The sequence below is a fragment of the Klebsiella sp. JB_Kp042 genome (genome assembly GCF_040065275.1).
GTDB classification, from domain to species: Bacteria; Pseudomonadota; Gammaproteobacteria; order Enterobacterales; family Enterobacteriaceae; genus Klebsiella; species Klebsiella quasipneumoniae.
The window spans coordinates 76,034-89,410 of the sequence record NZ_JBEAJL010000016.1; the positions used below are offsets into that span (position 1 = coordinate 76,034).

Here is a 13,377-nt window from a genome sequence, read left to right on the forward strand (position 1 = left end):
GCCCCGGTAAGCGAGAGCGCAACCGGGGATTTTGCCACCGTTACGCCAGCGCCTTACTGATTTTCTCGTACAGATCGCCGGAGAGATCCTTCAGCCCCTTCAGCTGCTCCAGCGCGGCGCGCATCAGCGCCTGGCGTTTCTCATCATAACGCTTCAGACGAATCAACGGCTCAATCAGTCGCGATGCGACCTGCGGGTTGCGCTGGTTAAGCTCGGTCAGCATCTCCACCAGGAACTGGTAGCCGCTGCCGTCTTCAGCATGGAACGCCGCCGGGTTGCTGCTGGCGAAAGCGCCGATGAGCGACCGCACGCGGTTCGGATTGCTCATGCTGAACGAACGATGGTTCAGCAGACCGCGTACCGTTTCGACCACATTGGCTGCCGGACTGGTGGACTGCAGGATAAACCACTTGTCCATCACCAGGCCGTCCTGATGCCATTTATCGTCATACTCCTGCATCAGCGCATCGCGGCACGGCAGCTCAGCGGCAACCGCCGCCGACAGCGCGGCCAGCGCGTCGGTCATGTTATCCGCCTGGTGATACTGCGCCGCCACCAGCTTATCGCCCAGCGTCGGCTCTGCGAACGCCAGATAGCGCAGGCAGGTATTGCGCAGGGCTCGCTTACCGATATCGGCGTGCTCCACCCGGTAGCTGTCGAGCTTATTGGCGTTATATACCGCGAGGAATTCGTCCGCCAGCTCGTTCGCCAGGGTGCGGGTGAGCGCCTCGCGCACGGTGGCGATGGCGATAGGATCGATAATGGCGAACATCTCGGCGATTTCGTTGGCCGACGGCAGGGTTAAGATCTCGGCGGCCAGCGCCGGGTCAATCTTCTCGTCGAGCAGAATCGCGCGGAAGGCGTCCGCCACGTGCACCGGCAGCGACAGCGGCTGTCCCTGCTGATGACGGTTGACGTTCAGCTTGATGTAGGTCGCCAGCAGACTCTGCGCCGCATCCCAGCGCGAGAAATCATTCCGCGCATGGCGCATCAGGAAGGTCAGTTGCTGATCGCTCCACTTGTATTCCAGTTTCACCGGTGCTGAAAACTCGCACAGCAGGGCCGGGACCGGCTGGAAATAGACATTATCAAAGACGAAGGTCTGCTCAGCCTGGGTCACATTAAGCACCGGGTGCAGCGGATGACCGCCCTTCTGCAGGGGGATCACCTTACCTTCGTTATCGTACAGCTCGATGGCAAACGGAATATGCAGCGGCTGTTTCTCAGCCTGCTCGGCGGTCGGCGGCGTGCGCTGGCTGATGGTCAGCGTATACTGCTCGGTTTCCGGGTTATAGTCGTCGTGGACGGTGACAATCGGCGTACCGGACTGGCTGTACCAGCGGCGGAAGTGCGACAGGTCGACGTTAGAAGCATCTTCCATCGCCTGGACGAAATCGTCGCAGGTGGCGGCGCTGCCGTCATGACGTTCGAAATATAGCTGCATCCCTTTCTGGAAGTTTTCTTCACCCAGCAGCGTGTGCAGCATGCGGATCACTTCGGCACCCTTTTCATAGACCGTCAGGGTATAGAAGTTATTCATCTCGATAACCATATCCGGGCGGATCGGGTGCGCCATCGGGCTGGCGTCTTCGGCAAACTGCAGCCCGCGCATGGTGCGCACGTTGTTAATGCGGTTCACCGCCCGCGAGCCGAGGTCGGAACTGAACTCCTGATCGCGGAACACGGTCAGCCCCTCTTTCAGGCTGAGCTGGAACCAGTCGCGACAGGTGACGCGGTTGCCGGTCCAGTTATGGAAATACTCATGGCCAATCACCCGCTCGATATCGAGGTAGTCTTTATCGGTGGCGGTGTCGGTGCGGGCCAGGACATATTTGGAGTTAAAGACGTTCAGCCCTTTGTTTTCCATCGCTCCCATATTGAAGAAGTCGACGGCGACAATCATATAGATGTCGAGGTCGTACTCGAGGCCAAAGCGCTCCTCATCCCATTTCATGGAGTTTTTCAGCGAGGTCATCGCCCACGGCGCGCGGTCGAGGTTACCGCGATCGACGTACAATTCCAGCGCCACTTCACGCCCGGAGCGGGTGGTAAAAGTGTCGCGCAGGACGTCGAAATCACCGGCCACCAGCGCAAACAGGTAGCACGGCTTCGGGAAGGGATCCTGCCACTGTACCCAGTGACGACCGTTCTCCAGATCCCCTTCCGCCATCCGGTTGCCGTTGGAGAGCAGGAACGGATATTTGGCTTTATCGGCGATAATTTTGGTGGTAAAGCGCGCCAGCACATCCGGACGGTCCAGGTACCAGGTGATATGGCGGAAACCTTCCGCTTCACACTGGGTGCACAGCGCTTCGCCTGACTGATACAGGCCTTCCAGCGCGGTGTTCGCCGCCGGGCTGATCTCATTGACGATGGTCAGGGTGAAATGCTCCGGCAGGCCGCCGATCACCAGCTGATTGTTTTCTTCTTTATAGTCGCTCCACGGCTGGCCGTTCACCTGCAGAGCAATCAGGGTCAGATCTTCGCCGTCCAGGCGCAATGGCACATCAGACGCAGCCGCATGGCGGGAGACCTTGCTCTCGGCCGTAACAACGGTTTTTGCGGCATCCAGGTCAAAGGTCAAATCGATATCGCTAATCAGATACTCCGGCGCACGATAGTCGTGGCGGTATTTGGCTTGGGGCTGTTGTGTCATAAAAAACCTTTAGCATCTTCGGTAAAGTGTCGTCCCAGTCTATTCCTGTTGTGTCAATCGCGCTATGCAGAATCTTCATCTTTTCAACGTGAAACACGAAAATCGCTACATTTTGTTAACACTCGCGGCACGAATTGCCCTCGACCCGACGCAAAGCTTGTGGTGTGATCCATGTTCAATATATTAAACTAGGCCTCGCAAATGACCGTCAGCGTCGCCATCGCTCGCCATCGCGGGACAGAGCCGGGTAATAAAGGTATACTCCGCCTCCTTTTTCCGCGTTGGTTTCGATGGAACGCTCCAGTGAGAGGATGCTACTGCGCACCATGACACAATTCACTTCTCCTGTACTGCATTCGCTGCTTGATACGGATGCCTACAAGCTGCACATGCAGCAGGCTGTCTTCCACCGCTACGGCGATGTACATGTGGCGGCGGAGTTTCGCTGCCGTGGAGACGACCTGCTCGGCATTTATGCCGACGCGATCCGCGAGCAGGTGGAGTCCATGCGCGATCTGAGGCTGCGGGATGATGAATATCGCTGGCTGTCCACCCTTCCCTTTTTTCGCCAGGATTACCTCGACTGGCTGCGCGATTTTCGCTATGACCCGCGCCAGGTCACGGTCGCCAATGACAACGGCAAGCTGAACATTCGCCTCACCGGCCCGTGGCGGGAAGCCATCATGTGGGAAGTCCCCCTGCTGGCGGTGATAAGCGAGCTGGTCCATCGCTACCGTTCACCCGAGATGGGCGTTGAACAAGCGCTAAACGCGCTGGAGCATAAGCTAGGCGACTTCGCCACCATGACCGCTGACCTCGATATGAGCGCCTTCCGCCTGATGGATTTCGGCACCCGCCGTCGTTTTTCACGCGATGTACAGGAAGCCATTGTGCAACGCCTGCAGCAGGAGCCCTGGTTTGTCGGCACCAGCAACTACGATCTGGCGCGCCGTCTGAACTTAACCCCGATGGGCACCCAGGCCCATGAGTGGTTCCAGGCCCACCAGCAGATCAGCCCGAACCTGGCCAGCAGCCAGCGGGCGGCCCTCGCCGCCTGGCTGGAAGAGTATCCTGACCAGCTGGGCATCGCGCTGACCGACTGCATCACCATGGATGCGTTCCTGCGCGATTTCGGTCCGGAGTTCGCCACCCGCTATCAGGGTTTGCGCCACGACTCCGGCGACCCGGTGGAATGGGGTGAAAAAGCCATCGCCCATTACCAGAAGCTGGGCATCGATCCGCTGAGCAAAGTGCTGGTCTTCTCCGATAATCTCGACCTGGCGAAAGCCGTCGACCTGTATCGCCACTTCGCCTCGCGGGTGAAGCTGAGCTTTGGTATTGGTACCCGTTTAACCTGCGATCTGCCGCAGGTTAAACCGCTCAATATCGTGATTAAGCTGGTGGAATGTAACGGCAAGCCGGTGGCGAAGCTCTCCGACAGCCCGGGGAAAACCATCTGCCACGATAAGGCCTTCGTCCGCGCCCTGCGCGAGGCGTTCGACCTGCCGCCGATTAAAAAGGCAAGCTAAAAAACATGGCCCGACGGCATTCTGCTATCGGGCCAATCAATATCACTCCTGCGGCAGACGGGTTCTGACGACCTCGGCAAAATACTCCGCGCCAGTTAGCAATATCTCATCATTAAAGTCGTAGCAGGCATTATGCAACGGTGTATTGCCCTGAGCATCTGAACCATCGCCGTTGCCTAAAAAGATGAAACAGCCGGGGATTTTTTGCAGAAAAGCGCCGAAATCCTCCGAAATCATCATCTGTGCGACGTTGCCGTCCACCTTCTCAGCCCCTACCACGTTAATCGCAGCGGTGACCGCCACATCAACGCATTTCTGCCAGTTCACCGTTGGCGCAAATTCATGGGTATAGCTGAACTGGCACCTAGCACCGTGCATCGCGCAAATTGCTTCGCTAATGGTACGCATTCGTTCTTCGAGCAGCATCTGCACCTCCGGTACAAAGCTGCGCGTATCCCCTTTGATTTCAACATGCGTCGGAATCGCATTGCGGATGCCATCGGTGTGCAGTTCAGTACAGGAAATGACCGCTGGCACGTTCGGATCAACATTTCGCGAAACAATTGTCTGCAAAGCCAGGATGATTTCCGCCGCAATTACCAGCGGATCTTTCGCCATATGCGGCCGCGACGCATGCGCTCCCTGCCCTTGAATACGAATAATAAAGTTATCTTCACTGGCCATAATGCCACCGACTCGCGTGGCGATAGTCCCAGCTTTCATACCCGGCATATTATGCAGACCGTAGATTTCCTCAATGCCAAAGCGTTCAATAACGCCATCGTCCATCATCGCTCTGGCGCCATAGCCAGGCTCCTCAGCAGGCTGAAAAACAAAGATGACCGTGCCGTTAAAATTCTGCCGCTGCAATAGCAACTGCGCCGCGCCCAATGCAATGCAGGTATGACCATCATGCCCGCAGCCGTGCATCCGATCGGCGGTCATGGAGCGGTAAGACCGGTCTCCCTGTTCGGTCAATTGAATGGCATCAATATCGGCACGAATAGCGATAACGCCCTTGCCGTCGCCGCATTTCAATCTCCCCACTACCCCGGTTTTGCCAATATCGCGGTGTCCCTCAATGCCCATGGCCTCGAGCTTTTCGGCAATAAACCGTGAAGTATTCTGCTCTTCGAAGGCGCTTTCCGGATGGGCATGCAAATAGTGACGCCAGGCGATAAGCTGCTGCTTTAACTGTTGCTGATTCATTCTCTGCTCCTGTAAACATTAGTCCATACGCTGGGCGCGCTGTAAAACCACCTGCAGCAGCACATTGGCGCCAGCAATCAGGTCTTTGGCCGCACTGTGTTCTTTGACGTTGTGACTGATGCCATCAACGCAGGGGACAAAAATCATCCCGGCGGGACATACCGACGCCATAAATTGTGCATCGTGTCCAGCGCCGCTTGGCAAACGTCGGTAACTGAGCGCCTGACGCTCCGCCTCGGCTTCCACCGCATTGACGATCTCATCGGCAAAAATGACCGGTTCAAAGCGCACCAGTGAGCGGCTGGTTATCTCCACGCCCTCTTCCTGCGACGTTTTTGCGACAAATTCTGCCAGTTGCTGCTCCGCCAGACATAAGATCGCATTATCGGTATTGCGAAGATCCACTGACATAACGACATGGTTGGGAATGACGTTGATCAGATTAGGCTTCACGCTGAAATGCCCAACGGTAGCTACCTGATCACCACCAAGGCTTAGCGCCAGCTCACGGGCAAAAACAGCGATTTTCGCAGCCGCCAGCCCGGCATCGCGTCTCATGGACATTGGGGTAGTACCCGCATGATTCGATACGCCTCTCAGGGTAAATTCCTGCCACGAAATACCCTGTACGCCGGTAACAACGCCAATATCAATTTGCTCTTTATCAAGAATCGGTCCCTGTTCGATATGCAGCTCAACGTAGCTATCTACCGCCATATCTCCCGGCTGACGTTCGCCCTTATAACCAATGTTACGCAGCGCTTCATCGAGCGTGATACCGTCGAGATCTTTTGCCGCGAGCGCCTGCGCCAACGGATACTCGCCGGCAAACACCACGCTGCCCATCATATCGGGCTGAAATCGCACCCCCTCCTCGTTAGTAAAGAAGGTTATCGCCAACGGTCGTCGGGGGCGGATCCCGGCATCCTGGAGGGTGGCAATCACCTCAAGGCCGGCCATAACGCCGTAGTTGCCATCGTATAACCCACCGGTAGCGACGGTATCGATATGTGACCCCATCATCACCATCGGCAACGTCTCCTCGCCGTGATAAACACCAGTGACATTACCGATAGCATCAATAGACACACTCAGGCCCAGGGCCTTCATGCGGGCTACAACAAAGTCCCTGCCGGCTTTATCTTCGGCCGTCGCTGCCAGGCGGCATACGCCGCCGCCTTCCAGCGCACCATATTCGCCAAGCGCATACAGGGAATCGATAAGCCGTTGGCCGTTAATCTGCAGAAAATGACTCATAAAACATCTCGCTAGTGATGGTGGTTATTGGAACATGCCGTAAAAAATGGCAGAGACGGTGATAAGCCCGATCAGGGTGACGAAAACGTTGCTCGCTTTACCGCGCCAGGGGGCAAGCACCGGTAATTTATGAATGGCGTACATAGGCAACAGCAGAAGAATTGCCGCCCCGGTGGGACCGCTGATGCATTCGATAATACCGAGGATACTGGGGTTCTTGTACGCGGCGAACCAGCAGGTAAACACCATAAACACCAGGATGACCGCGTCGACGAGGCGAATGCCAGGTTTTTTCCCGCGTGCGGCGGCGGCCTCCAGAATCAGGTCGCGCAGCGATTCATAGGCGCCGATGTAGTGGCCAAGAAATGATTTAGTAATAGCGACAAAGGCGATAATCGGCGATAGCCAGGCAATAATCGGTGTATCGTACTGATTGGCCAGATAGGACAAAATCGACAGATTCTGGGCTTTGGCTTCCGCCAGTTGCTGCGGCGACAGGCTTAACACGCAGCTGAGAACAAAAAACAGCACCACCACCGTCATGAGCAGGATGCCGTAGCGCTGGATCTGCGCGCATTTCCCCTCAGCGAACGCCAGACCGTAACGCTGCTTCTGGCGCACCACCATCGGCGAAATGATGGGATAGTGGTTAAACGACATCACCAGTACCGGGAAGGTCATCCAGAGGGATAACATGATCCCCTGCCCATCGCCTGTGGCGCTGAAGCTTGCGGTTTGCAAAATTGCGCCGTTCCAGTGCGGAATCAGAAAAAGTGCCATAAAAATAAGCGAGATAATAAAGGGATAAACCAGGGTGCTCATCACCCGCATTATCAAACGCTGTCCAAAACGGACGATAAACATCAGCCCGAGGATCAGAACGATGGCCACCAGCGACCGGGGAGGCTCGGCCATTGCCAACTGGTGGGTGATAAAGCTCTGCGCGGTGTTGGTGATTGCCACCGCATACATAATCAGAATGGTATAGACGGCGAAGAAATAGATGACGGTAAACACTTTTCCCGCCAGCGCGCCAAAATGCTCGCCAATAACATCGGTAATACTGCTTTCCGGCGTATTGGAAGAGTAAATGAATCTCGCCAGACCGCGGTGAGCCAGATAAGTAATAGGAAAAGCGAGGACAAAAACAATCAGCAGCGGCCAGAAGCCGCCAATTCCGGCATTAATCGGCAGAAACAGCACCCCGGCGCCAATTGCGGTACCGAAAAGGCCAAGGACCCAAACGGTATCTTCGCTATGCCACTTTGCGGGATCGGAACATCCTTTATTGATAATTATATTTTCAGTATTCATCGGTCAGGTTCTCTCTGTGCATGACGCGAAAGCGCGTATGTTTTCGTTATGAGTCAGAACGCTTGTCACACCGAGGGCTCGTAGGGTAGGTAAGATGGCCCCCTTGTTATTGTCGATAGCGCTCAACCATTACGGCCAAACCAGACGATGTCTTCATAGACATCGGGTGATGTATCTCCTTCCGTGCTGATTAACAGAACCTGTGCATCGGCATTCAGGCGCAGAGATTCGGCAAGCTCGCGATACTCCGGCTGAGTCATCAGCGCGTAAAGCACGCCAGTGCCGATAGCGCCGGATTCCCCGGAGACAAAAGGTTCGTCAGTACCTGGTCGCGGAGCGGCCAGCAGGCGCATGCCATTGGCGGCCAGACAATCGTCGGCGGAAATAAAACAGGTGGCATGGTCGCGGAGCATTGGCCAGCTGGTGATATTAGGTTCACCACAGGCAAGCCCGGCCATCAGGGTTGACATATCCCCGCCGACGCTGTGCGGCAGCCCGTCATTAATGGTTGCCGAGCGATACAGGCAGTTCGCCTTGTGCGGCTCAACGATGATGATGGTGGGAGCCTGCTGCTGCATCTTTTCGATGAAATATCCCATGATGCTGCCGGCAAACGACCCGACACCGGCTTGTAAAAACAGATGCGTCGGCATCGGCGCCCCGCTTTCTACCAATTGCTGCCAGATTTCAACAGCGAGGGTCATATAGCCTTGCATGATCCATGTGGGGATCTGCTCGTAGCCCTGCCAGGCGGTATCCTGGAGTAAAACCCATCCCTGCTCGCGCGCGGTTTTGGCCGCCAGCCGAACTGTGTCGTCGTAGTTCAGTTCAGTAATCGTGCATTCGGCACCATGCCGGCGAATATTCTGCGCGCGTACCGGTGAGGAGCCCTTTGGCATATACACCACCGCACGCAGCCCAAGCTGCTCAGCCGCCCACGCCACGCCACGTCCATGGTTACCGTCGGTAGCAGTCACAAATACGATGTCCTTGATACGCGCCTTAATCGCTGGTGAATTAAGCTCGGCAAAGCTCAACGTAGTAATATCTCGCTCAAGCAGAGCGGCAAGATATTTCCCCATCGCATAAGATCCGCCTAATCCTTTAAACGCATTCAAACCGAATCGCTGGGCTTCATCTTTTATATGGATCGATCCCAGCCCCAGCCGCTGGCTTAAAAATTCCAGCTTACGCAGCGGCGTGACCCGGTAATCAGGAAATTTTTGATGGAATGCCAGCACTTCGTTCCCCACGCTTTCATTGAGCAGACTCAAGTCTGCTCCCTGGCCATAGGGCTGCCGCCGGGCGTTAAGTTGAAATTTAATTGTGTCCACTATTCAGGCACCTCTATTTTCATATCGTCCTGGGACGATAACGTTATTTGCGACCATTCCGCCTAAACGACGGGTGCACGGATCCGTGCGGCCTGAGACAGGACGGTCGCTTTAAATTGGTTAAGTCAGAGTGTGAGAGGCTTTTTGTCGCGATATGCCGCTTTCCCACTGCCTGTGATGGTACACTGCGCCCGGCGGTTAATTGGCGCAAAGTTGCCCATCGCGCCGCAATTTTCACTCTGTTTTATCATTCTCACGCAACAACGTTGCATGAGTGAGATTGATCACAGGCTTGCAGGACGAGATATATGATGAAACTTGACGCATGGGATAAAAAAATTCTTACGCTCTTGCAGCGTAATAATCGCTTGTCGCAACGGGAGATCGCCGATCGGATCAGCCTGTCTCCTTCGGCAGTCAATCGGCGTATCGCTGCACTTGAGGATGCAGGGGTGATTAAAGGCAGTGTTAGCTTAGTGGACGCCAGTAAAGTGGGAAGACCCATCACCATTATGGTGCAGGTGACCATTGAGAATGAACGTCTCGATCTGCTTGAGGAGGATAAACAGCGTTTCGTAACCTGTCCGCAAGTGCAGCAGGTCTACTATGTCACTGGCGACTTCGATTTTCTGCTCGTGATCAACGTCCGTGATATGGCGGAATACGAAGCGCTAACCCGTGAACTCTTTTTTGCCTCGGGAAATATCAAGTCTTTCCGGACCATCGTGTCGATGCAAAATGCGAAGCAGGAAATGACGGTCATTATCGAGTAAGTCGTGTAAAAGTCGAAATGGGGAGCCAAAGAACGCCCCGGAGGTGTATTTATTTCCGAAATCCACCCTTCCCTGTGCGAAATCTACTTGTCTGATGGAAGATGACAGGTAACATAGATATCCCCCCGCTGTAGGGGGAAGAGACTTTTTTATTGGACTATATAGAGAGATTATTATGAGCGTTGTGCCTGTAGCCGACGTACTCCAGGGCCGCGTTGCCGTTGACAGCGAAGTCACGGTCCGCGGATGGGTGCGTACCCGCCGAGATTCAAAAGCTGGCTTTTCATTCCTCGCCGTCTATGACGGTTCCTGCTTTGATCCTGTACAGGCCGTTATTAATAATTCTCTGCCCAATTACAATCAGGAAGTGCTGCGTCTGACCACCGGTTGCTCGGTGATTGTCACCGGTAAAGTCGTGGCTTCTCAGGGCCAGGGTCAAAGCTTTGAGATCCAGGCGACCAACGTGGAAGTGACCGGCTGGGTGGAAGACCCGGACACCTACCCGATGGCGGCCAAGCGTCACAGCATCGAGTATCTGCGTGAGGTGGCCCACCTGCGTCCGCGCACCAACCTGATCGGCGCGGTTGCCCGCGTGCGTCACACCCTGGCGCAGGCGCTGCATCGCTTCTTTGATGAGCAGGGCTTCTTCTGGGTCTCCACCCCGCTGATCACCGCCTCCGATACCGAAGGCGCCGGCGAAATGTTCCGCGTGTCGACGCTGGATCTGGAAAACCTGCCGCGTAACGATCAGGGCAAAGTCGATTTCGACAAAGACTTCTTCGGTAAAGAGTCGTTCCTGACCGTTTCCGGCCAGCTGAACGGCGAGACCTATGCCTGCGCGCTGTCGAAGATTTACACCTTCGGCCCGACCTTCCGTGCGGAAAACTCCAACACCAGCCGCCACCTGGCGGAGTTCTGGATGCTGGAGCCGGAAGTGGCCTTCGCTAACCTGAACGATGTTGCCGGCCTGGCGGAAGCGATGCTCAAGTACGTCTTTAAAGCGGTACTGGAAGAGCGCGCGGACGACATGCAGTTCTTCGCCGAGCGCGTTGATAAAGACGCTATCGACCGTCTGCAGCGCTTTATCACCGCTGATTTTGCGCAGGTGGATTATACCGACGCCGTCACTATTCTGGAAAACTGCGGCAAGCAGTTCGAGAACCCGGTCTACTGGGGCGTGGATCTTTCCTCCGAGCACGAACGTTACCTGGCTGAAGAACACTTCAAAGCGCCGGTGGTAGTGAAAAACTATCCGAAAGATATTAAAGCCTTTTACATGCGCCTTAACGAAGACGGTAAAACCGTCGCGGCAATGGACGTCCTGGCGCCGGGTATTGGCGAGATCATCGGCGGTTCCCAACGTGAAGAGCGCCTCGACGTGCTCGACGCGCGTATGGCCGAGATGGGTCTGAATAAAGAAGACTACTGGTGGTATCGCGACCTGCGCCGCTACGGCACCGTTCCACACTCCGGCTTTGGCCTGGGCTTCGAGCGTCTGATCGCCTACGTGACCGGCGTGCAGAACGTCCGCGATGTCATCCCGTTCCCGCGGACCCCGCGCAACGCGACATTCTAAATTTTTCTGACATAAACCTGAAAGGCCAGCGCAAGCTGGCCTTTTTTTATGTCAATTACTGTTATCAAAATTCAACAAACTTAAACATCAAGGCCTCGGATTCACATTTATGTTACGCACTGTTTCGGTGCATCCGGGTGATGCAGATCGCACTTTATGTTCATAACAGAGCAAAACCTCTGATAAATTTGCTCATTTTTTAACCGCGCGCCGCACGTCTTGCCAAGACAAAGGCTGAATAAAAAGAAGGCGAATTCAACACACAAAATGAGCAAATTTACGCTTATCCAAATTAATCATAAATAATTCATATAGATAGATATGGAAAGGCGATTTACCTCACCATGTGGAACGGAATTTTGATTAAGTTCACAAAGTTCCCAGAAATACATATTTAGTTACATGTTTTTTCTTTTTGTTACTCATATGAGATATTAGTAGCATTTTCCGGCTAGCGAAACGTTGTCGCGGATGGAAAGATGCCTTCAGACACCAAACTCTCATCAATGGTTCTGTAAGTTTTTATTGACAGAACTTATTGACGGCAGTGGCACGTGTTCATATAAAAAATATTAATGAGGGTAATAAATAATGATGAAGCGCAATATTCTGGCAGTGGTGATCCCTGCCCTGCTGGTAGCCGGTGCAGCTAACGCTGCAGAAATCTATAACAAAAACGGCAACAAACTGGACTTCTACGGAAAAATGGTCGGCGAGCACGTCTGGACCACCAATGGCAAGACCAGCAGCGACGATACCACCTACGCCCGTATCGGCCTGAAAGGCGAAACCCAGATCAACGATCAGCTGACCGGATACGGTCAGTGGGAATACAACATGGACGCCTCCAACGTTGAAGGTTCCCAGCCGACGAAAACCCGTCTGGCGTTCGCAGGTCTGAAAGCGGGCGAGTATGGTTCATTCGACTACGGCCGTAACTACGGCGCGATCTACGACGTCGAAGCAGCAACCGATATGCTGGTTGAATGGGGTGGCGACGGTTGGAACTACACCGACAACTACATGACCGGCCGTACCAACGGCGTGGCAACCTACCGTAACTCTGACTTCTTCGGTCTGGTTGACGGCCTGAGCTTCGCGCTGCAGTACCAGGGTAAAAACGACCACGACCGTTCTATCAGTAAGCAGAATGGCGACGGCTTCAGCACCGCGGCGACCTACGCGTTCGACAACGGTATCGCGCTCTCCGCAGGTTACGCTAATTCCAACCGCAGCAGCGCGCAGAAAGATGATGGCAATGGTGACAAAGCCGAGGCCTGGGCGACCTCTGCTAAGTATGACGCCAACAACGTCTATGCAGCCGTCATGTACTCCCAGACCTACAATATGACTCCTGAGAGCAACCCGTCTGATGCACCTGCCACCGCTAAAAAGTATTTTGCAGGTAAAACTCAAAACTTTGAAGCGGTTGTACAGTATCAGTTCGACTTCGGCCTGCGTCCGTCCATCGGCTACGTGCAGACCAAAGGTAAAAATCTGCAGGCACGTCCAGGTACTGATTTCGAAGGCGGCGATGCGGATCTGGTTAAATACGTCGAAGTGGGTACCTGGTACTACTTCAACAAGAACATGAACGTTTATGCTGCGTATAAATTCAACCAGCTGAGCGACAACGATTACACCAAAGCAGCTGGCGTAGCGACCGACGACCAGGCGGCCGTGGGTATCGTTTACCAGTTCTAATCTGCAGTACACCCCTTCGTGATAT

9 protein-coding genes are annotated in these 13,377 nt (G+C 54.6%); 4 read left to right on the plus strand and 5 right to left on the minus strand.

Annotated features, from left to right (window positions below; all coding sequences use genetic code 11):
* Nucleotides 1–40 precede the first annotated feature (40 nt).
* Nucleotides 41–2,656, minus strand: a complete 2,616-nt coding sequence (gene pepN / locus ABLV54_RS05655; protein WP_050532908.1) for an aminopeptidase N — start codon at nucleotides 2,654–2,656, stop codon at nucleotides 41–43.
* A gap of 326 nt (nucleotides 2,657–2,982) precedes the next feature.
* Between pepN and pncB the strand changes: the two genes are divergently transcribed.
* Complete coding sequence (pncB, locus tag ABLV54_RS05660) at nucleotides 2,983–4,185, plus strand: nicotinate phosphoribosyltransferase (RefSeq protein ID WP_032428717.1); 1,203 nt, start codon at nucleotides 2,983–2,985, stop codon at nucleotides 4,183–4,185.
* 42 nt (nucleotides 4,186–4,227) lie between these two features.
* Here pncB and ABLV54_RS05665 read toward each other — a convergent pair whose 3' ends face one another.
* The 4 genes from ABLV54_RS05665 to dpaL all read right to left on the minus strand — a co-directional run bounded on the left by ABLV54_RS05665 (nucleotide 4,228) and on the right by dpaL (nucleotide 9,299).
* The gene (locus ABLV54_RS05665) at nucleotides 4,228–5,394 is read right to left on the minus strand and encodes a M20 aminoacylase family protein (protein ID WP_348813768.1); all 1,167 of its coding nucleotides are present in this window, start codon (nucleotides 5,392–5,394) and stop codon (nucleotides 4,228–4,230) included.
* Between the two features lie 18 nt (nucleotides 5,395–5,412).
* Nucleotides 5,413–6,651, minus strand: coding sequence for a Zn-dependent hydrolase (locus tag ABLV54_RS05670; RefSeq protein WP_050532910.1), 1,239 nt, complete (start codon nucleotides 6,649–6,651; stop codon nucleotides 5,413–5,415).
* A gap of 24 nt (nucleotides 6,652–6,675) precedes the next feature.
* Nucleotides 6,676–7,965, minus strand: a complete 1,290-nt coding sequence (locus tag ABLV54_RS05675) for an aromatic amino acid transport family protein (RefSeq protein WP_044521927.1) — start codon at nucleotides 7,963–7,965, stop codon at nucleotides 6,676–6,678.
* A gap of 122 nt (nucleotides 7,966–8,087) precedes the next feature.
* On the minus strand, nucleotides 8,088–9,299 hold the full coding sequence (gene dpaL / locus ABLV54_RS05680; protein ID WP_072096462.1) for a diaminopropionate ammonia-lyase: 1,212 nt from the start codon (nucleotides 9,297–9,299) through the stop codon (nucleotides 8,088–8,090).
* Nucleotides 9,300–9,610: 311 nt separating this feature from the next.
* Here dpaL and ABLV54_RS05685 point away from each other — a divergent pair, with 311 nt between their 5' ends.
* The 3 genes from ABLV54_RS05685 (at nucleotide 9,611) to ABLV54_RS05695 (ending at nucleotide 13,352) form a co-directional block, all read left to right on the plus strand.
* Nucleotides 9,611–10,072 (plus strand): Lrp/AsnC family transcriptional regulator, encoded by a 462-nt coding sequence (locus tag ABLV54_RS05685; protein ID WP_002898209.1) that lies wholly within the window; start codon nucleotides 9,611–9,613, stop codon nucleotides 10,070–10,072.
* 175 nt (nucleotides 10,073–10,247) lie between these two features.
* Nucleotides 10,248–11,648 (plus strand): asparagine--tRNA ligase, encoded by a 1,401-nt coding sequence (gene asnS / locus ABLV54_RS05690; RefSeq protein ID WP_017899452.1) that lies wholly within the window; start codon nucleotides 10,248–10,250, stop codon nucleotides 11,646–11,648.
* Nucleotides 11,649–12,239: 591 nt separating this feature from the next.
* On the plus strand, nucleotides 12,240–13,352 hold the full coding sequence (locus ABLV54_RS05695; protein ID WP_049014853.1) for a porin: 1,113 nt from the start codon (nucleotides 12,240–12,242) through the stop codon (nucleotides 13,350–13,352).
* Nucleotides 13,353–13,377: the final 25 nt, after the last annotated feature.

Coding starts and splice junctions, on each gene's coding strand:
- pepN (WP_050532908.1), bottom strand. CDS start 2,656: ATGACACAACAGCCCCAAGCCAAATACCGCCACGACTATCGTGCGCCG.
- pncB (WP_032428717.1), top strand. CDS start 2,983: ATGACACAATTCACTTCTCCTGTACTGCATTCGCTGCTTGATACGGAT.
- ABLV54_RS05665 (WP_348813768.1), bottom strand. CDS start 5,394: ATGAATCAGCAACAGTTAAAGCAGCAGCTTATCGCCTGGCGTCACTAT.
- ABLV54_RS05670 (WP_050532910.1), bottom strand. CDS start 6,651: ATGAGTCATTTTCTGCAGATTAACGGCCAACGGCTTATCGATTCCCTG.
- ABLV54_RS05675 (WP_044521927.1), bottom strand. CDS start 7,965: ATGAATACTGAAAATATAATTATCAATAAAGGATGTTCCGATCCCGCA.
- ABLV54_RS05685 (WP_002898209.1), top strand. CDS start 9,611: ATGAAACTTGACGCATGGGATAAAAAAATTCTTACGCTCTTGCAGCGT.
- asnS (WP_017899452.1), top strand. CDS start 10,248: ATGAGCGTTGTGCCTGTAGCCGACGTACTCCAGGGCCGCGTTGCCGTT.
- ABLV54_RS05695 (WP_049014853.1), top strand. CDS start 12,240: ATGATGAAGCGCAATATTCTGGCAGTGGTGATCCCTGCCCTGCTGGTA.